We start from the raw sequence: 23,920 nt of genomic DNA, 5'->3' as shown, positions 1-23,920 counted from the left end.
TTTGAGAAGCTACTAAATTTGTTCTTAATTTTCTTTTATAAAATACCGTGCGATTCCTTGTTGAAATTGCCATACATCATAATAATCAGCGGGAACAACGAGTTCTCCTTTAGTGTTGATAACGCCACCTTTTTTGTTCAATTGTATGTGTGAAAGTCCGTTTCTAAATGGAATTGCAGAATCATAAATTGGTGCTATTTTTACCTTTCCAGAAGTGTCAATAAAACCATATTTGCCATTTTCAGCCTTAAAAACCGCAAGACCTTCATGAAAATTGCCTCTCCATGTCGATTTTAATTTAATAGGAATTACAATTTCTCCAGATCTATCGATGTATCCTGTTTTTCCTTTTTGTGTGACCATTGCCAAGCCTTCTGAAAAACCACCTGTTTTATCATATAGAAAATCGATCACGACCTCATTTTTTAAGTTTATAAATCCCCATTTTTTGTTTTTCCTTACAGGAATTAGCTCACCATCAAAATCAAAGCTGTTTTTACCATATTCAATAGGAATTACAATTTCTCCTTTACGATTTACATAACCAGTTTTATTGTTATTTTGAACATGCATTATTCCATTAGAAAAATAACCGCCTACAAGATCATATTTTGCTTTTACAATAATTTCTCCTTTTGTACTGATGAGTCCTTGCTTTATTTCTCCATTGATCGTATCTTGATAAATGATGTTTCCATCGTAGACAAACGTAGCTTTGATATTTAGCGTATCATTAAAAATTTTAGTTCCATTATTATCTATCACAAACCATTTTCCGTTTTGCTTTACGGTAAAATAGCCCTCATCAGAAAACTTTAAATCATCGTAAATCATGGCTGTTTTTAGCTTTCCTTGTCTATTAATCAAAGCAGCTTTTCCGTTTTTTGCAGCATAACCAATGCTGTCTGTATACCAATAAACTTTGTCATATTCTGGGAAAAACCTCGTTTTTCCTTGTCTATTTACATAGCCAAAAGCGCCATCTTTATATACATTTGCATAGTTACCAAAAAAGTTGGTGCAATTATTAAAAGTGGTGTCAAACAAACGTTCTCCTTTATCGTTCACAAAACCGAAAGTTCCCTTTGTTCTTGCGCCGTATGATATACATCTATCAATTCCGTGAACCATAATTTCACTGTAGCTTCTTTTTACTTTTGGAACGATAGCTTTGGAAGCAATTTGTTTTGTAGCACAAGCAGTAATGCTAATAATTAGTATAATGTAGAGGTATTTTTTCATGGTTGTTAATTTGTGCGTATGCGATGTGTTAGGATTCTATAGTTTCAGATAGAAATATACTACATTTAAGGGTTTTTGGAAATGCTTCAAAAGAGAAACTTCAAAAATAAAATTCCCAAAAGTCCAAAACTACTTTTATCTTTACACTTTAGAATTCTACAAAACATGCGAATACATTTTATAGCAATTGGCGGAAGCGCAATGCACAATTTAGCACTCGCTTTGCACGCCAAAGGATATCAAATTACAGGAAGTGACGACGTGATTTTTGAACCTTCAAAAGGACGTTTGGAAGCGAAAGGCTTACTGCCAGAAACATTTGGTTGGTTTCCTGAAAAAATCACTGACGATTTAGATGCCATTATTCTCGGAATGCACGCAAAACCTGATAATCCAGAGTTGTTGAAAGCACAAGAATTGGGCATAACTATCTATTCGTATCCAGAATTTTTATACGAACAATCAAAATACAAAACGCGTGTCGTAATTGGAGGAAGTCACGGAAAAACCACAATTACATCGATGATTTTACATGTGTTAAATTACCACGATATCGCTGTAGATTATATGGTTGGCGCGCAATTGGAAGGTTTTGATACCATGGTGCATCTTACGGAAGAAAATGATTTTATCATTCTTGAAGGTGACGAATATTTATCTTCTCCGATAGATCGCAGACCAAAATTTCATCTGTACAAACCAAACATTGCCTTGCTTAGTGGCATTGCGTGGGATCATATCAACGTGTTTCCAACCTATGAAAACTATGTAGAACAGTTTCAAATCTTTGTAGATTCGATCACCAAAGGCGGAAGCATTAATTATAACGAAGAAGATGCAGAAGTCGTAAGAGTCGTTGAAGCTTCCGAAAATCCGATTCGTAAATTAAGCTACAAAACACCTGAATATATTATTGAAAATGGGCAAACGTTATTGCTTACGCCTGATGGTTATATGCCAATAGAAGTATTCGGTAAGCATAACTTGAACAATCTTGCAGGAGCAAAATGGATTTGTCAACACATTGGCGTGGATGAAGAAGATTTTTACGAAGCCATTTCTACTTTTAAAGGAGCTAGCAAACGTTTGGAAAAAATTGCCGAGAAAAATTCCACGGTAGTGTTTAAAGATTTTGCACATTCGCCAAGTAAAGTAAAAGCAACAACCAATGCCGTAAAAGAACAATACCAAGACAGAACGGTTTTTGCCTGTTTAGAATTGCACACGTATAGCAGTTTGAATGCCGAATTTTTAAAAGAATACAAAGGTGCATTGGATGCGGCAGACAAAGCAGTCGTTTTCTATTCGCCACATGCTGTAAAAATTAAACAACTTGATGCAGTTACAGAAGCACAAATTGCTGATGCTTTTGAGCGTGATGATTTGATTATTTACACAGATCCTTCAAAATTTAAAGAATTTTTATTCAGTCAAAACTTAGCAGAAACTGCCTTATTATTAATGAGTTCTGGGAATTATGGTGGATTGGATTTTTCCGCATTTAAACAACACATATACTAAAATAAAAAAAGCTGCGTTTACAAAACAGACCGAACCAACTAAAACCAACACGTATACTTCATAATTACTTTTTTTACCAATTTAATAAATCGATTAATTATGAAAAATTACTTTTTACTAGCGTTTCTTGCGCTATCAATTATTTCCTGTTCCAATGATGACGACACAACTCCTGAACCAGAAGAAAGTTTTTATGCTTTAAAAGTAGGGAACTCTTGGGTTTATGACTATTTGAATAGGGAAAACCCTATGGCAGACTTATTTAATGGAACCAATTCTATGGCAGCAACTACTGTCATTGATTCTGTAAAAATTGTGGGAACGGAAGAAATAGGAGGAAACACATTTTATAAATTCCGAATTCGGACTTCTGGAAACGATCAAAACTATCCAATGTGTTATAGCGATGGAGAACACTTTCAATATTACCGTGATTCGTTAGGATATCTTGTCAATCAATTTGGAAAAGTAAAATTTGCCGTTGAAGGTGATACACAAGAATTCTTGCAACGAGAAGATCAAAATTTCCGTTACTTTATGCAACTTTCCGAAGAAAGTGAAATGGTTGATACTCCATCGGGAACGTATGATTGTTTTCATATGGACTTTTACCTTCGAAGCTTAGGGAACAATGAACGTTCTGTAGGAGAAAACAATATCTATTATCAAGAAGGAATTGGAGAAGTTTTTTCTACAATTTCTTTTGCTAGCGAAGCATTACACAGAATGGAACGTCGCTTAGTTTCGTATGACATTCAATAACAATTTTTAGTTTAGTACATATAAATACTAGGGTAAAATGCATGTGTTTGTGCCATAAAACACAAGGCGTTTTGTATTTACATGGAGTGTTATTTTTTTAAAATACCGTCAAGAAAAGCCGTAATATCATTGCGGCTTTTTTGTATCAAAGCTTCTTTGGCAAGATTTCGATCTTTTGGTAATTTATCTTGTGATAGCTTAAATTTTCCTTCCCAAGCCGTAATTTCTAGCTTAAAACCAACAATATAATCGACTAAAGTTTGAACTCTCGGATTTTGTTGATCCAACACGTATGGATTTGCCGAAGTCTCTAAAAAAGAAGTCATCTTTGCAATAGAACGAACAATAGCGTCATTATCAGAAATTCGTGTGGCTTTCGCCGAAATATGCACTTTTACATAATTCCATGTTGGCAATTGTGTGGTGCTATACACATTTGGAGAAATATAGCAATCAGGTCCGTGAAATATCGCTTGCGCGGGAATGTTCTCTTGAAGCAATGCTATATGCGGATTATATTTATCTATATGACCAATCAACGAACCAAACTCTCCGTCGGAAGCATCATACATCAAAGGAACGTGTGTGGTAAAAATTTTGCTGTCTTTCGCCGAAATCAAAGTTGCTAGCGGATATTGTTGAATCGTATCGACAATATTTTTAAAATCAGTTTCCTGATGATGTTTTGGTGGATAGTTCATAATTACACGCCAAACTGTGTTAAATGATGGTCTAAATGTTTATACTGCATTTTTCCCCATTGTTCATGTGTAAATTTTCCAAACATCGGATGTGCTGGCCATTGCGTCGTGTCTTTCTGTTGATGAAACTCAGTAACCAATGCGGATAATTTTGCTTTTTCTGCAGCAACATCTTTTTCATCAGCAACTACAAAATCGCGTACTGTTGGTAAGTTTTTACTCCAAGGCTTGTCATTATACATCAAAGGTTTGTACAATTTAAAAACCATGCGTTTCATAAAACCAGGTTTCTTTCCGCTCAAACCAATTTTTCCCATAGACAGTTCTAACGGTTTTTGGCAATGTGTACACATTTGTCCTACAGACATTTTTCCCCAAGAAGCTGTTGTATCTGGAGTTAGGCTTTCTATTCGTGATTGAATTTCAGAATGAACATTTGGATCAAATAACGATTTCATTTTAGGTGTTTTTTGTTGGTGTAAATACAAAAATTAAGTATGAATTAAAGGTACTGCAATCGAATTACTTCTAAAAATAATTCTCAAAAAATAACGCTTACACATTTTTTACAACGCTTATTAACTCATTTTACGATTCTACTCAAAAAAACGGGTAGTTTTATAAAAATAGAAAGTAAAAATGGAAGATAACAATCTACAATCTATAAAATATTGGTCTAAGGACGACCGACCACGAGAAAAATTGGCAGACAAAGGAAAAACAGCGTTGAGCAATGCCGAATTGCTCGCTATTTTAATTAGACTGGGAAACAAAAACGAAAGCGCGGTATCACTTTCCAAGCGTATTTTGGCTTCGGTTGGTGGAAATTTGAACGAACTCGGAAAGCTCTCATCCGATCAACTCAAAAAATTCAACGGCATCGGATTGGTCAAAGCAATTACCATTATCGCTGCGTTAGAATTGGGCAAACGCAGACAAATAGAAACCAAAAAAGAACTCAAAAAAATTACCTCAAGTCGGATGGTTTTTGAAATCATGCATCCCATTATTGGCGAATTGCCACATGAAGAATTCTGGATCATTTACCTCAACAATTCCAACAAAGTGTTGAAAAAAACACGACTGAGTAAAGGTGGCATTACAGGAACATTGGTTGATATTCGATTGGTCTTAAAAACGGCTTTAGAAGTTGGTGCCGTTGCGATTATTTTAGCACACAATCATCCGTCGGGAACTTTAAAAGCAAGTGCAGCCGACAAAGCAATTACCAAGAAATTAAAGTTAGGTGCAGAAAATATCGATATAAAAGTATTAGATCATTTAATTATCACAGAAAAAGAGTATTTTAGTTTCGCTGATGAAAACTTACTCTAAATGCTGTTAGTATACACACAAAAAATTACGCCAAGACTACGGTATACATTCAAACACCTCATGACAAGAATATTGGGGATTCCTGTTGATTTTACAACAAAAATCGAAACCTTTATTGCACACAATGAAGTAAAAATGTCATACGTAAAACAACCGCTTGGAGATGAATTTTTTGTGCGTTGTCAAGATTTACTTTTTGAACAAGGAATTGGCGAAGTAGAGCTTACTATTCAACAATGGGATGAAATACCTTGCTTCTTTCCCGCAAGCGAAAAAAGTACCGTTCCGTATGATATTTTTGCAGCAAGTTTCTATATGTTAAGTCGTTACGAAGAATATTTACCGTATGTAAAAGACGAACACGGACGTTATACTGCACAAGAAAGTTTAGCGTTTAAAAATAACTTTCTGACGATTCCTGTAGTTGATATTTGGTGTCAAAAGTTTTTAAAAATCTTTCAAGAGAAATTTCCAAACATCGTTGCAGAAAAACGCACATTTACTTACAAGCCCATTGTCAATATTCCCGTAGCTTTTGCGTATAAAAAACGTGGGATGATTAGAACACTTGGTGGATTTGCAACTGATATTGTACGCTTACGATTTTCTCGTTTCATAGACCGTTTAGCAGTATTGATAGGCATGAAAGAAGATCCATACGACAACTTTGAAGCATTTATCAAACTACACAAAGAATACAAAACAAAGGCTTTCTACTTTTTTCAAATTGGCGATTATTCAACCTACGATCACAATATTTCAGTCTATAAAAATGTGTTCATCCGACTGATAAAAAATGTGTCTGATTACAGTAAAGTCGGATTGTTAGCTTCCTATGATTCTTCTGCAGATATCAAAAAACTCAAAATGGAGAAGAAGCGGCTAACAACAAGCATTAACAAACCTGTAAAGCGTGTGCGACAGCATTACAACATGCTCAATATGCCACAATTTTACAGAAATTTAATCGATTTAGAATTCACAGAAGATTATTCTATGGGATATCGCGATACCATCGGATTTCGAGCAGGAACGTGCAGTCCATTTTATTTTTATGATATCGGAATGGAAATTCAAACACCTTTGCAAGTACATCCGTTTTGCATGCAATTTACAGGAGAAGTAGACGCAGAAATTTTTACTGATGAAATTATGAAAATGGCAACAGAAGTCCAAAAAGTAAATGGTACTTTTGCAGCAGTATTTCACAATGTTGTGCTTTCTGAGCAAAATATTGCTTGGAAAAAATTGTATATCAATTTGTTAAAAAACATATCATAATGCAGCACATCACTGATATTTTCTTTGATTTAGATCACACACTTTGGGATTTTGAAAAAAACTCCGCTTTAACATTCAAAAAAATTCTAACAGAAAACAAGGTTGCTGTCAATTTTGATCGTTTCTTGGAAGTATATGTGCCTATCAATTTAGAATTTTGGCGTTTGTTTCGTGAAGAAAAAATAACAAAAGAAGAACTGCGTTATCAGCGCTTGTCAAAAACTTTTAAGCTTTTAGAAGTTGACGCTTCAGACGATTTAATCAATCATTTAGCAAAAGAATATATCACACATTTATCAAGTTTCAATCACCTTTTTGACCATACAATAGAATTGCTTGATAATTTACATGGAAAATACAAACTTCATATTATTACCAATGGTTTTCGTGATGTGCAACGACGAAAAATAAAAGCATCTGGTATTTTTGATTATTTTGAACATATCATTGATTCTGAAAGTGTACACGTAAAAAAGCCAAACCCTAAAATATTTAATCATGCGTTGCAATTGGCAAATGTTGCACCCGAAAATTCACTGATGATTGGTGACAGTTTGGAAGCAGATATTAAAGGTGCATTGGCTTTGCAGATCAATGCAATTCATGTAGATTTAGAAAAAAAACACGAACATTCGCTGTGTCCAATTGTTCGTCACTTGTCTGAAATTGAAGAATTACTGTAATAAAACAAAAAAAGTGTCGTTTTTTTAGGGTACAGTTGTTATTAAAAAAAGTCATATTCTTTTCAGAAATATTGTCATTGGCTTACAAACGAACTCTAAAATTCCCTGATGTTAAAAAAAATTGCTCCTTTATTGCTATTATTTCTTGTCGCAGCTTGTGTAGAAGATGTCGATTTTGAACAGGCAGAAAACATTTCGATTTCTCCAATAGTCGAATCGAGTTTGATCTTTTTTGACTTTCCAGCGTCTGAGTTTTCAGAACCTACAGGAACTGCTATTGTGGTGGTTGGTGACGAATTGGAATTGGATGTTTTTAATGATGAATTTCTTCGTGACAACTTAATCAAAGCCGAATTCTTTTTTGAAGTAACCAATTCGATTGACCGAAATTTTCGGGCAGACATTATCATGTACGATGCCAACGATCAAATTACCTATGCTTTCGCAGTAAATATTATGCCAGATGGAAATAATGAAGTCGTAACCACACATACCGAAGTTTTTGAAGATGATTTGTTAGAACAATTAAAAAATACGGTACGAATGGAATTGGTGTTGAGCATGTTTCCAAGTCCGTCAGGAATTCCACTTGATGAAAACAGTATCGGAAATATAAAAATGCGCTCAAAAGCAACCTTATTTTTTCAAATAGACAACGAATAATTAGCATTCACACGGTGAAAAAACGATGTATACTCATATTGCTCTTTTCCTGTGCTGTGTTTTCACAGCATAAGCAATTGCTGTATAATTATACCGACATTCCACAGTCATTATTGTTAAATCCAGGTGCAGAAGTGAATTACAAATGGCATGTTGGAATTCCGTTATTATCACACATTCACGCTAGTGCTGGTGCTTCTGGAGTTTCTGTGTACGATTTATTTGCAGATAATGGTGTCAATTTTAATGAAAAATTACGCCGTGCCGTGTACAATTTAGATCGAAATGATTATTTCACCATCAATCAACAACTAGAAATTATAAGTGGCGGATTTGCGTATGGAAATTCCTATGAACCCAATAAATATCTATCCTTTGGGTTGTATCAAGAATTGGACGCACATGTTTATTACCCAAAAGATTATGCTATTTTAGCTTATAAAGGCAATCGTGACAATATTGGGCGTGTGTTTGATTTGAGTGATTTGAACGGAAAAGCAGAATTAATTTCGGTGCTTCATGTCGGAATCACTACAAAATTGAATAAAAAATGGACATATGGTTTTCGCGGAAAAATCTATTCGAGTTTGCTCAATTTTAAATCCACCAATAACAAAGGAAGTTTTGTTACGACAGAAGGTGCCAACAATTTTTACAATCATAACTTTGATTTAGACTTGGAATTTCAAACATCAGGTTTGGCTTCTTTAGTAGATTTGGATAATGATGGACAAAACGATTGGAATGCGAAAGCAGTAAAAGAATTACGCAAGCGTGTACTTTTTGGTGGAAATTTAGGTTTGGGACTCGATTTTGGCTTTACCTATCATCCCAAAGAACAATGGACAGTAACTGGAAGTGTACAAGATTTGGGTTTTATTTATCATACCAAAGATGTAGAAACGTATACGCTGAAAGGTCAATATACATTTGAAGGTGTCAATCCACTATTTCCAAATAATGGCTCTGGGCAAACCGCAGACGAATATTGGCAGGAAATTACCGATAATTTTGAAGATTTATTCCAACTTGATACCATTACCAAAAATTATGTGGCTTGGCGTTCTCCGAAATTAAACGGTTCTGCTTCATACAAATACGGGAAAAAAGTATTAAAAGAATGCAATTGTACCGCAGATGATAGCGATTACTTAAATGAAGTAGGTTTGCAATTATTCGCTATTGGAAGATCGAGAAGACCACAATTTTCTGTTTCAGCTTTTTATTACAGACGATTATTTAGCTTTTTAAGTGGAAAAATAACCTATACAGCTGACGGTTTTTCTAAAACAAACGTCGGTATTGGTCTGTCGTCACACATTGGAAATGTAAACTTTTACATTATGGCAGACAATCTTTTTGAATATCAAAACCTTGCCAAAGCCAATTACGCTTCATTACAACTTGGCTTTAATTATATTTTTCCGATGGAGAAAAAGTAGCGGATTCCAATAAAATTCTTAATTTGGAAGCCTAATACCAGAAAATTGAAGATCACTATTGCTTAAAATCATTACCTTAAAACGAAATGGTATAATTTTTGGCAACTTCTTTCTGATAAAATTAACTTAATATACTAAACAGATGAAACGTTTTTTAGCGAGTGTTGTTTTTCTTTTAATCACTTTTTCATGTTTTTCACAAGACTTAAATAGCTACAAATATGTGGTAGTTCCTTATAAATTTGACTTTTTAAAGAAGCATGATAAATATCGTGTAAACACATTAATACGTCACTTGTTCAAGCAAGAAGGTTTTGTAGTGTTGTATGACAACGAAAAGTTTCCAGAAGAATTGGCAGACGACAGATGCTTAGGATTATACACAGACATCAATAACAAATCAACCATTTTTACCACAAAAATGGCAATTGTATTGCGTGATTGTTCCAATCAAATTGTGATGGAAACCAATTTTGGACGTTCTAAAATTAAGGCATACGAAAAAGGGTATAATCAGGCATTACGCAGCGCTTTTGAAGAAATAAAAGCAAAAAATTACACATATATTCCAAAAGTAAAAGAAGTTCCTGCGACAGCAGTCAAAACCGTTGAACAAACACAAGAGAAAGCTGTTGAGAATGTAAAAGTTACGGTAACGAAAGAACAAACACCTATCAAAAAAAAGGTAGTACAAACAAAAACGACGACTGTAACAACAGAAACATCAAAGTTAGTATTGTATGCACAACCTATTGAAAACGGATATCAATTGGTAGATAGTACGCCAAAAGTAGTCATGATTTTACTAAAAACAGGTGTGCCAAATGTCTATTTAGTCAAAGGACAAGATGCAACCGTTTACAAAGAAAACGGCAATTGGATTTTGTCGAAAGCTACTGCAGATGGAAATGCAAAATCTACTTTACAGATTAAATTTTAATGATCAAAAATGCTTTTTAAGCAGCATTTGATTAAACTACCTTTTGTTGAATCTTCAAAATAACTACACATAGTAGAGATGTGTGCAACTAATACAGACAGATGAAATTTGAATACCTAATCGGAGATATTTATCAGAAAATAAATGACATTGAAGATAAAGGAGAAATCGCATCATACATTCCAGAACTTTTAAAAGTTAATCCAAATAATTTTGGAGTACATATTACAACAATTCATCAAGTTAACTTTGGTGTTGGTAATTATAATGATAAATTTTCTATTCAGAGTATTTCTAAAGTACTAGCATTAATTTTGGCTTATCGTATTGTTGGTGATGAAATATGGAGCAAAGTTGGCGTGGAGCCTTCTGGTACTGCATTTAATTCGTTAGTACAGCTTGAAGCTGACAAAGGTATTCCTAGAAATCCATTTTTAAATGCAGGTGCAATCGTAGTATCAGATATACTTTTGAGTAATTTAAAGAATCCGAAAGAAGATTTTATCGAGTTTGTTCGAAATATATCTAATAATACCACATTGCAATATTCGAATAAAATAGCTCAATCTGAAAAAGCTGTAGGATATAGAAATGTCGCCTTATGCAATTTTATAAAATCATTTGGAAAAATAGAAAATGAACCTAGCGATGTGCTTGATTTCTATTTTGATTTATGTTCTTTGGAAATGAGTTGTAAAGAGCTTTCTGAGTTGTTCTTGTTTTTAGCTAATAATGGACTTACTGTACAAAATAATAAATCAATATTGAGCGAAAGTCAATCTAAAAGAATAAATGCATTAATGCAAACCTGTGGTTTTTATGACGAATCTGGAGAATTTGCTTTTAAGGTTGGACTTCCAGGGAAAAGTGGAGTTGGAGGCGGAATTATTGCCATACATCCAGATCAATATGCAATTGCTGTTTGGAGTCCAAAACTAAACGAGAAAGGCAATTCATATAAAGGAATGAAATTTCTGGAAGAGTTTACAACGAGATCCGAATCGTCCATATTTTAAAAAGAGATAATAGAAGAATTTTTATCTCAAATGAAGTTTTTGAAAGCAAAGCTATTTTGATTCGGCAAAAACATCATTTAATAATCATACTTATCTTTCCAACGATTTTTTAAGAAGTCACGCATGCTTTTTTCTCGCGCACTACTTCCTGGCTCGTAGATTTTAGTGTTAGAAATTTCATTAGGAAGATATTCTTGAGCCACAAAATTATGATTGTAATCGTGTGAATATTTATAATCTTCGCCATAACCCAAATCTTTCATCAACTTCGTTGGCGCGTTTCTTAAATGCAACGGAACCGACAAATCGCCAGTTTCTCTCACAATAGCTTGCGCTTTTTTGATTGCCATGTATGAAGCATTACTTTTAGGTGAAGTTGCTAAATACACCGCACATTGACTCAAAATAATTCGTGCTTCTGGATAACCGATAATAGAAACTGCCTGAAACGTGTTTGTTGCAATTACCAAAGCTGTCGGATTGGCAATTCCGATGTCTTCACTTGCAGAAATAAGCATTCTACGCGCAATAAATTTTACGTCTTCGCCACCTTCAATCATTCGCGCTAGCCAATAAACAGCACCATTAGGATCGCTTCCGCGGATAGATTTGATAAAAGCAGAAATGATATCGTAATGCTGTTCGCCAGTTTTATCATATAGAACTGTGTTTTTTTGCACACGACTCAATACCAAATCGTTGGTAATTTCTACTTTCTCTGTTCCTTCCGAATTGATTAAAAGCTCAAAAATATTTAGCAGTTTTCGTGCATCGCCGCCAGAAAGTTTCAAGAGTGCTTCTGTTTCTTTAAGTATAATTTGTTTCTTGGCGAGTTCTGTATCTTCTTTAATGGCACGTTGTAATAATTTTACCAAATCGTCTTTCCCGAAAGGATTCAATACATACACCTGACAGCGAGATAATAGTGCAGGAATCACTTCAAAACTTGGATTTTCAGTCGTAGCTCCAATAAGTGTTACCCAACCTTTTTCAACGGCACCCAAAAGCGAATCTTGTTGCGATTTGCTGAATCTGTGAATTTCATCAATAAACAAAATTGGGTTTTTTGTCGTAAACAAACCATTGTCTTGTTTTGCACGTTGAATCACTTCGCGTACTTCCTTCACACCAGAACTAATGGCACTTAAAGTATAAAAAGGTCTGTCAGAAGTGGTTGCGATAATATTTGCCAAAGTCGTTTTTCCTGTTCCTGGTGGTCCCCAAAGAAGGAGCGAAGGAATAATTCCTTGTCGAATTTGGCGTGTAAGCACACCAGTTTCTCCCACAAGATGCTCTTGACTTATGTAATCTTCTAGTGTTTTTGGACGAATGCGTTCTGCTAAAGGTTCACTCATGGTGTAAAAGTAGTACATTGTGTATAAAGTGACAATTTTTCATGCGGATGAATCTTGGCTAATTTTTTGACTACTTGATATAAAATTAGTTAATGAAACCCAAAGAACACCCGTTTGTATTTACGCCAGAAGTTGTACTGATACCATTTTTATTTGTCTTTTCGATTTGGTTGGTGTATTGGAGTGAAATTCGATTTGGATTTCGTTTCAACTCCTATGGAGTATACCCAAGAACGTTTACAGGATTGCGTGGTGTCTTATTCAGTCCGTTTATTCATGGAAATATGAAACACCTTTGGAGCAACACTATTCCGTTATTTTTATTGAGTATGGCGGTTATTTATTTTTACAGGTCGCAACGTTGGACTGTTTTTTTGGTAGGATTATTAGGTTCAGGAATCATTACTTGGATTATTGGTAGAGAAGCCAATCACATTGGTGCAAGTGGTTTTATTTATGTGTTGATGAGTTTTATTTTCTTTAAAGGAATTATTACAAAGTATTATCGATTTGTGGCATTATCGTTGATTATCATGTTTATTTATGGTGGAATGTTATGGTATTTATTTCCTGTAGAACCGCATATTTCTTGGGAAGGTCACTTAGGTGGATTTATCACAGGATTTCTATTGGCAGTTTTTCTTCCTGTAGTTTATGTAAAAGAAACTTTTGAATGGGAAAAAGAAGAATTTGTTCCAGAAGATGATCCTTTCATGCGTCATTTTGATGAAAACGGAAACTTCATTGAAATTTTGCCTGATGAAGTAGAGGAGGACACACAAGTTGTCTCTACGCCAATAAAAGTAAACTATATTTATGTAGATCGTTCTAAAAATACAGAAGAAGAATAGTTACGATTGACGTTGTCGTACTATTTCATACAAAAATGCACCACACGCTACTGAAACATTCAAAGAAGCAATTTCGCCAAGCATTGGTAATTTTGCTTGATGATCTACAATTTTCAAAATAGAAGGAGAAACTCCTTTTCCTTCAGATCCCATTACGATGGCTACGGGAATTGTAAAATCGACATCATACAATGTATTCTCTGTTTTTTCGGTTGCCGCTACGATTTGCACACCTGAACTTTGCAAATGATAAATGGCATCTTTGATGTGATCTACTTTACAGATTGGCATTTTGAAGATAGCGCCGGCCGAAGTTTTTACGGCATCTGCATTTACAGGTGCGCCACCTTTTTTCTGAATGATGATTCCGTCTACTCCGGTACATTCGGCAGTTCTAATAATCGCTCCAAAATTACGCACATCGCTTAATTGATCTAAAATCAAAAACTTTGGAACACGTCCAGATTCAATTACATTCAATACTAATGTATCAAGATCATGAAATTCTATAGGTGAAATTAATGCAATAACGCCTTGATGATTTTTTTTGGTAAGTCTATTTAACTTTTCTGGCGGAACAAATGAAGTACTGATTGCGTTTGAGCGTAGAAGATGGTCTAATTCGTTAAATAGTTCGCCTCTAAGTCCTTTTTGAATAAAAACTTTATCTATAGTGCTCCCAGAATTTATTGCTTCAATAATGGCTCTAATACCAAATATTTGTGTGTTATTATTTTGCATGGCACAAATATAAAATAAAAAACCACCCGATTGGGTGGTTTTTAGTATATGTTGAAATGTTATTTCTACATTGGTGTGTAAACAGAAACTCCGTTTTCTCCGTATCCTTCACAGAACCAAGAGATAGTCATTACTCCTGTTGCTACGTCAACTTCGTTAACACCTCCATTTAAAGGAATGATAGCTCCCCAAGGGTCGCTTTGGTTTTCCCACTGGATTTTGTTACAAGAGTTGCTAAATACTACGTCCATACTTGTTGGACCAGTTCCGTAAGCAGTACTGTAAGGACCTCCATTGTAAAGACCTCCTGAGAAATCTTGTACGAAGAAAGTTCCGTCACCGTTATCAACTACTTCCATTACTTCAGTATTTGGGTTGAAGCTTGGTAAGAAATCATGGTATCCGTAGTTAGTAGTTACACTGTACATTCCACCTAAGTCTAATGTAAGGTCACATACTAAGTTTACTCTGTGACGTACTACTGCAGATCCATCAGATAATCCAACTCCAACACCTCTTGAAGCTCCTTGTAATACAATATCGAAAGAGATATCAGAAGCAACCAAAGCTGTAGCAGCAGTTGGGATGATGTTTAAGTCAATTAAAGCTGAATTTGTATTAGCAGCGATATTCACTGTTCCACTAACAGTTACTGCATCACTAGAAGCACCAACTACATCTTCAATAGTATATGTTACATCTACTGGGCTTGTGTTGATAGGAGCTGTAAAGTTTACAGGAACTGTAATTAACGTTAGTGAGTTATTTACTGACGTTGTAGTTTCAGTAGTAGGGAATTCAATCCATCCAGATTCTGGATCTGATTGAAATCTACTGTCATCATCACTTACACAGCTAAATGTAAGAACCAATACCATTGGTAAGATGAGTAAATTTATAATTTTTTTCATAACAATGTTGATTATATTTTAGTTAATGTATAGGAAGTTACAGCTACAGATCCACAAATCTCTTCAGTATCTTCTGCGAAGATTAGGGTCATGTTTGTGTCATCTCCAACAGTGTATGTTCCTGGTGTTGAAGGACCAAATGCGATAGATCCACCACATCCAACTCCTGAAACTTGACCGTCTAAAAGACCGTTAGCTACCGTAGTACCACATACCAAGCTGAAAGAAAAATCAACTGGTGGGTTAGCAAAACCAAAGCTTGGGTAGCATTTTACGTTGAATGTTCTTTCAGTTGATGCAGCTCCACCAACTAACTCAACAGTAATTCCAGTACCTAAAGCTGGAGCAAATCCAGCAGCACCGATACCACCTGATACAAAGTTTAAGTTGTACATTCCTGTTGCAAATGTTGGAGCAATAGGACAAATTTCTACTAAAGATACAGTGTGTACTTGAGAACTTCCGACACCACCGTCAACAGAATCAATCTTTAATGATAAAGTTTCTCCAGCAGTAGTTAATCCGTCATCGATACCTGTTACTGTTAAAGTTCCAAAAAACTCATTAGCAGGAATTGTTACGGTAGATGAGAATGAGTACATTCCACTTGTAGCACTTGTATTGTCAGCATCAACAGAAACCATTACAGTTCTGTCAGTTGATGATGTAGTACTAACTCCTACAGAAATATCTACAGTGTTAGTATCGTTGATCTCAACTTCTAATGTAGAAGAAGTTCCATTAAAGTAAGCCAATGTTTGGCTACCATCATATATTGGTGATTGCGTCTCCTCACATGATGTGAACATAAACAAAGCACCTATGAAAAGTATTGCGATTTTTTTCATTACTTTCTTTTTTTAGTTATTAGTATCCAGAGTTTTGGACCATGTTAGGGTTAGCATTTATTTCAGCTTGCGGTACCGGGAAAATAAATTTCGGAGACGATACTGGAAGTGAACAAGGAATACCTCCTTGACAATCAGGAGCATCTCTTTCGATACCTTCATTTAAGATATTCTTATATCTCTGAATATCAATATATCTTTTTGCTTCAAAACAAAATTCTAGTCTGCTCTCAGCTTTGATGCTAGTAATTGCTTCATTTAAAGAAGTATAAGTAGCAACAGTTTGAGGAGATCCAAATCTAGCAGATCTGATTGCTGCAATATCCGCTGCTGCTGCTGCGAAATCTGGAGCCGCTTTTCTAGCGTTAGCTTCAGCTCTAACTAAATACATTTCAGAAAGTCTCATTGCTTTGTAGTCATTGATATAGTTAGTATCTGCACCTGCAGGGTACTTACCAATAACTAATACAGGAGGTGAAGCACCTGGATCACTTGAAGGATCAACATTTACAGTACGACGAACATCTCCAGCTTGGAAAAGACCAAATAATTCAGTAGACATTTCGATGAAGTTTCCTCCTGTACCTGTAAAGATCCAGTTGAAAGCGATATTACTGTTGTTTCCTTGTACATTGTCAAACTTAAAGATTACCTCTGTAGTGTCAGTGTCTCCATTGAACATTGCAGTATACTGAGCTTGGTTAGCTAATGAATAACTAGCAATTAAAGTATTTGCATTTGCGATAGCAGTGTTATAATCTCCACTATATAAAGCAACTCTTGCTCTTAAGAAAGTAATAAAGTCTGCCGTAACATAGTTCTTATCAGTTGCACTAGCAGGTATTAAACTAGCAGCTAACGTAAGATCATTGTCAATTTCTGTTAATGCTTCTCCAACAGTTTGTCTTGCTGGGAAATCAGAAGTAGAAACTGTATTTTGATAGTAAACACCTAAAGCAGAAGGATTCATGTTATCCTCAGCATAGTATGTTAATAAATCGTGGTGTAAGTAAGCTCTAAAAGCATAGCACTGTGCTAATACATTGTTGTAAGCATCAGTTTCATCAGCACCAGGCGTGATTGCCGCAGCTCCAGCTAAAACACGGTTAAAGTTGTTTATAGCATTGTATCTGTCAGCCCAAGTTCCTTGGTCCCCTGTTTGAGAGTTTAAAATTTGGTTTAACAAGTTTAATTGTTGTCCACCATTGTCTCCACCGAGTCTGGTATTGTCTGTAAAGATGGAGTTAAAAGCGATTAAACTAGCTTGACCACCTCCACGGTTTATACTATTGATAGCTCCACGTAATCCAGATTCTAAGTCAGATACACTCTGATAAGCGGTTTCTTCAACCAAACTATCTACCGGAAAACGTTCTAATTGATCATCACAACTTACTGTGAAAAGTAAGGTAACAATAATTGGTATTAGAAAATATTTTTTCATTTTTTATTTTTTAAAAGTTTAAGTCAAATCCTAAAGAGAAAGTTCTTGGAACTGGATAGTCGAAGAAACCAGTACTCTGGTTACTTTCAGGATCAAATCCTCTCCATTTTGTCCATGTTGCAAGGTTTGTACCTTGAACGTAAACTCTCATCCCAGATAAGATATTTGTTTTTTCTAAAATTTTAGAATCAACTGTGTATGATAATGTAATGTTTCTTAAACGTAAGAATGATGCATCCTCGATATAACGATCTCCATCAACTGCACGTAAACCTCCGAATGATAAAGCAGGAATGTCAGTTACTTGTCCTGGAGTAGTCCATGCGTTTAATAAAGTAGTAGACTGGTTAGCAAATCCTGCTAATCCTGCATCCTCTACAATCGCTAATGAACTATTTTGTCTATATCTGTCTGCTACAAATGAGAATAAAGTACTTAATGTGAATCCTTTGTAAGATATATCAGCTCCAAAACCTCCAGTGTAAGTAGGATCGAAGTTTTTATCTAAGTATACTGCGTCATTTGGATCAAAAACATTTGTAATGTTTCCGTTTATGTCATAGTACAGTGGCTGTCCGTTTGATGGATCAACTCCTGCCCATCTTACTTGGTGCCATGTGTTAGCTGCAAATCCTTCTGCTACACGTAAGTTGTTACCTGTAAATCCACCAGGTAATTTTTCAACTTTATTTTTGTTGTAGTTACCATTACCGTGAATTCTAACAGACCAAGGGTTTGTTTGAGACTTTCTTAATAAATCGTAAGAAATCTGTAAATCAACACCTGTGTTACTCATGTCTGCAACGTTTGCAGTAACTTGGTTGTATCCTGTTCCTGCAACAGATAATAATTTCTGAGAGAATAAGTCTTTTGTTAAGTTTCTATAGAAATCTAACTCCCCAGATAATCTGTTATTCCAGAATCCAAAACTTAAACCAACGTTTAACTGATTAGAAGTTTCCCATTTGATGTTTTCATCAACTAAAGTACCTAAAGTATATCCTGTACCTAACTGGTAGCTTGGTCCAGCATTAACAGTTTGAAGACCTTGGTAACGGCTTCCTACGTTTTGGTTACCTACAACTCCGTAACTTGCTCTAAGTTTTAAAGTAGAAATGAAATCTACATCACTCATAAAGTCTTCGTTGTCGATATTCCATCTACCTGCTACAGACCAGAAAGTACCTGTTGGGTTTTTAGGGAAACGAGATGTTTTATCACGTCTGATTGTCGCGTCAATACCATATTTTCCGTCCCAATCTAAACCTACTGTTGCGAATACAGAAGCTAAAGCGATTTCAGTTTCTGAAGAACCTACAGTTGGAATGTAGTTGAAAACTTGATCTTCTGGATCATCAACACCATCACCGTTTGTATCAGATGGGAATTCAGCAGTGTTTCCTGCAGTAAAACCACTTCCTGATCCTGGTAAAGCTGGGTTCAAACCAAAAGCTTGGAAATTTGCATTTTGCGTATTAGAGTAGTTGTACTCTCCGTAGATACTAGCAGTTAAGTTTAACTTGTCTGTAATATCATTTTGGTATCTAATGAATGCATTCGTAATAAAGTTTGCATCTCTAAAGAAGTTCTCAAATTGAGTACCTTTTTCCTCAGAAGCTTGGTTAGGAGTAATTAAACCTCTAATACTTCCTGGAGGAGTTATGAATAATGATTCAATATTTGTGTAATCAATACCAACAGAACCTCCAACAGTTAAGTTTTTCGCAAAGTTGTAATCTGCAGAAATACTACCTACTGCTTTAAATTCAGTTTCTTGATCCGTTCCTAATCTAGCTGTGTTTAATGCTAAGTATGGAGTGTTAACAAATCCGTTAGCTCCACTTGCATTTACAGATCCATCAGGATTTAATGCTCCACTTAATTGCGTACCTACAATATTGATGCTTCCATCAGGATTGTAAGGAGATAAGTAAGGTAATCCAATGTAAGGTACAATGAACGGGTTGTCTAACTGACCACCAGTATTGTTTCCTCTTGTTGCATCAACGATAAAGTTGTTTACAGAGTAGTTTAACGTTAATGTAGTAGCATAGTTGAATTTCTTACTATCAGAACTTCCGTTGAAGTTATTTCTGAAAGAGAAACGCTTTAAATCACTACCTAACGTAATACCTTCTTGCTTATAGTACTGTAAAGAAGTATATGAACTTGTGTTTTCATTACCAGTAGAAACACTTAATTCGTGAGATAATGTTGTTCCTTGTTGGAAGAATATATCTGACCAGTTAGTATTTGTTTGAGCTGAAATAGCAGCAATTTGAGTATCTGTTAAAGAGTCTCCAAATTGGTTACCTGGTAATAAATCTCTTTGAAAGTTTAAGAACTGACTTGCGTTCATCACTTCAAATCTTGTCTTTGGCTTTACAGCAACACCGTAAAGTGTTCTGTACTGGATGTTAATTCCAGAACCTTTTTTACCTTTTTTAGTAGTAACAATTACTACACCACCAGATCCTCTGTTACCATAAATTGCGGTAGCAGCTGCATCTTTTAATACAGATAAAGATTCGATGTCATTTTGGTTTAAACTTCTAAAGTTATCTTGATCTACTGGTACACCATCAATAACGAATAACGGCTCTACATCACCTTGTAACGAGTTACGACCTCTAATGATAATCGTACCTGATTGACCTGGTTGACCTGAACCTGTGTTCACACTAACCCCAGCCGCAGCACCTTGAAGTACCTGGTCTAATGAGTTAATAGGAACTTGTTCGATAGTTGATCCATCTACTGTTGCAATCGCAGAGGCTACTTTAGCACTGTTTACAGCACCGCCATAAGCGACAACTGTTACAGCTTCTAAAGCTTCACCTTGTTTTAACTGTACATTGATAGTCGCAGATGATACTTTAATTTCTTGAGTAGTAAATCCAACATAACTAAATACAAGCGTTTGCCCGTTGTTAGCTTTGATAGAATAATTACCATCGAAATCAGTAGTTTTACCTGTGGTTGTACCTTTAATCAAAACAGTTGCTCCTGGTAACGGCATACCGGTGTCATCGGTTACTGTACCTGAGACAGTCTGTTGTTGTGCAAACAGAATTTGCACAAATAACGCTAGGAATAGCGTTAGAATTCCACTAAACTTTGTTCTCATTTTTTTAATTTATTTGAATTAGCTATCGCCAAAAATCCTAATTATATGTTAATAATCCAATTTTTTTTTCTTAAAAATGCTTAGAAATGTGAAGTTTTTTTGAAAAACATGGTTTATTTTATGCTAATAAACAGGCTTATAACTATAGAAATGAGGATAATGCACGATTGTAAATCATAAAATTATCAAAATTCGATTGTTTTGTTAAATATTTTAACGGATTGATAAAATACTGAAATTAAAGCGTATGCTTTATTAACAATTTCATTTTTAAATAAAAAAATCAACAATATAAAGCATAGGATTATTGCTTAATTGTTGATTTTTATTTGACTGTAAATTTAGATTACTACCCTTTGTTAAATTTTGTCTATTCTTTGATGATTTTAGTAGTTGATATTTTAGTGTCTGAATAGATTTTTATAATGTATATGCCAGAACGTTGATTGCTAAAGTCAATTACTTTGTTTTGGGTGGTTGATAGGAGCTCTCCTAATACAGAATAGATTTCAATAGAATCAATATGAGCATCTCCTGATATTGTCAATGTATTTTTAACTGGATTTGGTGCAAGCTTTAAATCAAGAGTTTCCGATTCAGAAATATTCAGAATTGTGCAACCCATTAAATCGGGATTTTGTTCTACTGGCGCTCCAGCCGTTAGCGTTCTTCCTGTAAATGCTGGATAATCTGCAGCATACCGAAGTACTCTAAAAGTTAAATTTGGGGACGCGGTTGAGTCATCTCCCTGAGATAATATTCCTGTAGGTGTTACTGGATTTATATATTCCCAAACAATTTCTTCACTTGGAGTAATCTCAAAAAAGTAGCCATCATCACCATCACAAATAAGCGTATTTCCATTTGGTAGCCTTTGTGCGCTTGATAGTATTCTAGAATAAAAGTCGGTTTCAACTATATTTTTATAAGTGTAATCAGTATTTATTGGTCCGTAAGCAGTTCCTGGTGTGTAGCTGTAAACTCCTTCTGAATTTTCTGGTGGAGCAATGATGTCAATTTGCGAAACACTAGGAATGCGATTGAAACCGTTGTTGAATAGTATAATTTTTCTTTCATCCGCTAAGCCGTCAGCAATAAAATGTGCGTAGTGTTGACCAAATAATTTTTGATCTGTTGCAGTTCCTCTTTTGTAAGCTTGCGGATTTCCCCATCGATATAAAAAATCACCACCTTTTCCTCTAAGACCTCCAGAATGACTTGCCGCTTCCGCTATTGTGGTACTATGATCGATAATGTAAATTTCGCTAAGTAATCTAGAACTAATAACAATTTGATCTAATCGTTCATCATATTGAATAGAGTTGAAATGGAGCCAATTGGCATTTCCTGCGGAGTTTCCTAAAAAGTTAATGTCAAGCAATTGCGGATTATCTTCTACAATACCAAAGTTATCTCTTGAAGCATTAAAATCCTGTATAAGATGATCTTTTACATTCCATTCCCAAACAATATTTGCGCCGTTAGCGCCAACAGGTTCTAATTCTAAAATTTGTTCATTAAATAGTTTTCCTTGAATGATATCATTAGGATCTCTACCTGCTTGAATGGCTTCTGCTTCTGTCATCGTGTCTACTGCTAACATAAGAATGTTTCCATTTGGCATTGGAAATACATCGTGATGTTGTGAGGCAGTAGGAGAGGAGTAGGTATATTCCCAAAGTAAATTTCCATCCCAATCAAACAATTCAACTTTTCCACCAACACCTCCAAAGTTTACATCTGGGTTTGAAATTTTCCCTGCGCGAAGTAAGTTTCCATTTTCTAGTAGATAAACAGCATTTCCTGGTGCAACAGTACTGCTCCATTGATTGATAATTTCTCCGCAGTTGTTAATGAGATAGGTTTCTGTGTGACCTGCAGGTGCGTATAAAGTATATCCGTTGAAAGTTCCTGGATTGTTGGTGAGTGTGCCAACTGTATTTTGAGCTTTTAGCGAGATACAAAATAATAGTGTAGCATAAAGAAAGGACTTAGTTTTCTTTTGATTTTTCATAGCATTTAATCTTTTTGAAAACCAGCTTTAGTTTTCAGATGCGAAAATTAAAGAATATATGATAAAAAAAAAACTGCCTTTGAAAATTATTCAAAGGCAGTTGATATTGCTCTGCGATTTTTTTAAAATCTTTTATCTTATTCGTTACATAGGTTTAATGCAATTGGTCCAGCTGAAGCTCCAGCATTTCCTGTAGCTACTGTGCTACCGCTAGGTCCGTAAATTTGATAAGACATTTCTCCCCAGAAATCACCATTAAAAGTGAAATCACCACTTACGTTAGCTGGTATAGTGAATGTTTCTGTACCGCTTGCAAGTCCAGTTGTGCATGCATAACCTGGCGGTTCGTATGGAGTACATAAGCCTAATTCAATAACGCTTCCGTCACTTAAGGTTATAGTAATTCCTGGTCCACCACCGTTACCAGAAGTTGGTTGCCATCCGTCACCATAAGAATCTTGCATATCAATAGTCCAAGTACCAGCAGGTAATGTTGGTGAGTCACAAACTACTGTTGACGAGAAAGTATGATCTGCAGATTGGTTATCAAAGTTAGCACTTACATCAGAAAAAGTTCCTTGTGGGTTTGTTAGTGCTAATCTGTAATCAAAAGTATCTCCACCTTCTAAGTCAGTAGCATTAATTCCTAAAGCAGAAATTATAGATGCTCCATCAAATGAAATATTTACTTCAGGATATCCTCCTGTAGCAGAAGCAGTGAAACTGGAAGCATCAACTGATGTTAATAAAGCTTCAGGTGCAGTTATGTTTTGTCCTGTAATGCTTACAAATACTTCAACTTTTGTGATGTCTGTTCCTCCAGCAGGAGAAACTAATTGATAATCTTTAGAAAAGCTTGAACTAGCCGGATCTAACTTATTTACATTCGTAGATCCGTTAGTGGTAATTTCAGACGCAAAAGGAAGTCCTGTATTGATTAAATCATCAAAATCAACAGGTAACGTATCGTCATCTTTACAGCTATGGAGTGCTAAGCAAATAACACTCAAAGCCAGAATTGTTTTTAAAAATTTATTTTTCAT

At 35.2% G+C, this 23,920-nt stretch carries 21 protein-coding genes; 10 read left to right on the top strand and 11 right to left on the bottom strand.

Features of this window, described 5'->3' with window-relative positions; all coding sequences use genetic code 11:
- Positions 1–24: 24 nt before the first annotated feature.
- On the bottom strand, positions 25–1,242 hold the full coding sequence (locus KAOT1_RS11655; RefSeq protein WP_007095016.1) for a WG repeat-containing protein: 1,218 nt from the start codon (positions 1,240–1,242) through the stop codon (positions 25–27).
- A gap of 165 nt (positions 1,243–1,407) precedes the next feature.
- On the opposite strand from KAOT1_RS11655, the gene KAOT1_RS11650 reads away from it, so the two are divergent.
- Together KAOT1_RS11650 and KAOT1_RS11645 are read left to right on the top strand one after the other, a co-directional pair.
- A complete protein-coding gene (locus KAOT1_RS11650) occupies positions 1,408–2,763 on the top strand; it encodes a UDP-N-acetylmuramate--L-alanine ligase (RefSeq protein WP_040560035.1) in 1,356 nt (451 codons plus the stop codon).
- Between the two features lie 99 nt (positions 2,764–2,862).
- Positions 2,863–3,525, top strand: a complete 663-nt coding sequence (locus tag KAOT1_RS11645; protein WP_007095014.1) for a hypothetical protein — start codon at positions 2,863–2,865, stop codon at positions 3,523–3,525.
- 89 nt (positions 3,526–3,614) lie between these two features.
- Here the strand turns inward: KAOT1_RS11645 and KAOT1_RS11640 are convergent, their stop codons facing one another.
- Positions 3,615–4,226, bottom strand: a complete 612-nt coding sequence (locus KAOT1_RS11640) for an FMN-binding negative transcriptional regulator (protein ID WP_007095013.1) — start codon at positions 4,224–4,226, stop codon at positions 3,615–3,617.
- A 2-nt stretch (positions 4,227–4,228) separates the two neighbouring features.
- Entirely contained in the window at positions 4,229–4,684 is a 456-nt protein-coding gene (locus KAOT1_RS11635) for a DUF1569 domain-containing protein (RefSeq protein ID WP_007095012.1), read from the bottom strand.
- A gap of 181 nt (positions 4,685–4,865) precedes the next feature.
- Between KAOT1_RS11635 and radC the strand changes: the two genes are divergently transcribed.
- The 7 genes from radC (at position 4,866) to KAOT1_RS11600 (ending at position 11,586) form a co-directional block, all read left to right on the top strand.
- Positions 4,866–5,561 (top strand): RadC family protein, encoded by a 696-nt coding sequence (radC, locus tag KAOT1_RS11630; protein ID WP_007095011.1) that lies wholly within the window; start codon positions 4,866–4,868, stop codon positions 5,559–5,561.
- Entirely contained in the window at positions 5,562–6,842 is a 1,281-nt protein-coding gene (locus KAOT1_RS11625; RefSeq protein WP_007095010.1) for a polysaccharide deacetylase family protein, read from the top strand. It begins immediately after the preceding gene.
- Positions 6,842–7,525 carry a YjjG family noncanonical pyrimidine nucleotidase gene (locus KAOT1_RS11620; RefSeq protein WP_040560033.1) on the top strand — a complete coding sequence of 228 codons (684 nt, stop codon included), beginning with the start codon at positions 6,842–6,844 and terminating at the stop codon, positions 7,523–7,525. The genes KAOT1_RS11625 and KAOT1_RS11620 overlap by 1 nt, the downstream gene beginning before the upstream one ends.
- A 108-nt stretch (positions 7,526–7,633) precedes the next feature.
- Positions 7,634–8,188 (top strand): hypothetical protein, encoded by a 555-nt coding sequence (locus KAOT1_RS11615; protein ID WP_007095008.1) that lies wholly within the window; start codon positions 7,634–7,636, stop codon positions 8,186–8,188.
- Between the two features lie 38 nt (positions 8,189–8,226).
- A complete protein-coding gene (locus KAOT1_RS11610) occupies positions 8,227–9,630 on the top strand; it encodes a DUF5723 family protein (protein WP_007095007.1) in 1,404 nt (467 codons plus the stop codon).
- Positions 9,631–9,772: 142 nt separating this feature from the next.
- A complete protein-coding gene (locus KAOT1_RS11605; protein ID WP_007095006.1) occupies positions 9,773–10,570 on the top strand; it encodes a hypothetical protein in 798 nt (265 codons plus the stop codon).
- A gap of 101 nt (positions 10,571–10,671) precedes the next feature.
- Complete coding sequence (locus KAOT1_RS11600) at positions 10,672–11,586, top strand: glutaminase (protein WP_007095005.1); 915 nt, start codon at positions 10,672–10,674, stop codon at positions 11,584–11,586.
- A 77-nt stretch (positions 11,587–11,663) separates the two neighbouring features.
- On the opposite strand, the gene KAOT1_RS11595 is transcribed toward KAOT1_RS11600, so the two are convergent.
- On the bottom strand, positions 11,664–12,941 hold the full coding sequence (locus tag KAOT1_RS11595) for a replication-associated recombination protein A (RefSeq protein WP_040559504.1): 1,278 nt from the start codon (positions 12,939–12,941) through the stop codon (positions 11,664–11,666).
- A gap of 92 nt (positions 12,942–13,033) precedes the next feature.
- Between KAOT1_RS11595 and KAOT1_RS11590 the strand changes: the two genes are divergently transcribed.
- Positions 13,034–13,792, top strand: coding sequence for a rhomboid family intramembrane serine protease (locus tag KAOT1_RS11590; protein WP_007095003.1), 759 nt, complete (start codon positions 13,034–13,036; stop codon positions 13,790–13,792).
- Here KAOT1_RS11590 and rlmB read toward each other — a convergent pair whose 3' ends face one another.
- The 7 genes from rlmB to KAOT1_RS11555 all read right to left on the bottom strand — a co-directional run bounded on the left by rlmB (position 13,793) and on the right by KAOT1_RS11555 (position 23,920).
- Complete coding sequence (gene rlmB / locus KAOT1_RS11585) at positions 13,793–14,533, bottom strand: 23S rRNA (guanosine(2251)-2'-O)-methyltransferase RlmB (protein ID WP_007095002.1); 741 nt, start codon at positions 14,531–14,533, stop codon at positions 13,793–13,795. It abuts the gene before it with no gap.
- Between the two features lie 65 nt (positions 14,534–14,598).
- The gene (locus KAOT1_RS11580; RefSeq protein ID WP_007095001.1) at positions 14,599–15,444 is read right to left on the bottom strand and encodes a hypothetical protein; all 846 of its coding nucleotides are present in this window, start codon (positions 15,442–15,444) and stop codon (positions 14,599–14,601) included.
- An 11-nt stretch (positions 15,445–15,455) separates the two neighbouring features.
- Positions 15,456–16,253 (bottom strand): DUF1735 domain-containing protein, encoded by a 798-nt coding sequence (locus tag KAOT1_RS11575; protein WP_040559503.1) that lies wholly within the window; start codon positions 16,251–16,253, stop codon positions 15,456–15,458.
- Between the two features lie 58 nt (positions 16,254–16,311).
- Positions 16,312–17,736 carry a RagB/SusD family nutrient uptake outer membrane protein gene (locus KAOT1_RS11570; RefSeq protein ID WP_007094999.1) on the bottom strand — a complete coding sequence of 475 codons (1,425 nt, stop codon included), beginning with the start codon at positions 17,734–17,736 and terminating at the stop codon, positions 16,312–16,314.
- A gap of 10 nt (positions 17,737–17,746) precedes the next feature.
- Entirely contained in the window at positions 17,747–20,863 is a 3,117-nt protein-coding gene (locus KAOT1_RS11565; RefSeq protein WP_007094998.1) for a SusC/RagA family TonB-linked outer membrane protein, read from the bottom strand.
- A gap of 370 nt (positions 20,864–21,233) precedes the next feature.
- Entirely contained in the window at positions 21,234–22,877 is a 1,644-nt protein-coding gene (locus KAOT1_RS11560; RefSeq protein ID WP_007094997.1) for an aryl-sulfate sulfotransferase, read from the bottom strand.
- 137 nt (positions 22,878–23,014) lie between these two features.
- Positions 23,015–23,920 carry a hypothetical protein gene (locus KAOT1_RS11555; protein ID WP_007094996.1) on the bottom strand — a complete coding sequence of 302 codons (906 nt, stop codon included), beginning with the start codon at positions 23,918–23,920 and terminating at the stop codon, positions 23,015–23,017.

Source organism: Kordia algicida OT-1 (assembly GCF_000154725.1).
GTDB lineage: Bacteria > Bacteroidota > Bacteroidia > Flavobacteriales > Flavobacteriaceae > Kordia > Kordia algicida.
Note: the sequence above shows the minus strand (reverse complement) of the source record. Positions and strands in the feature narration are given on the sequence as shown.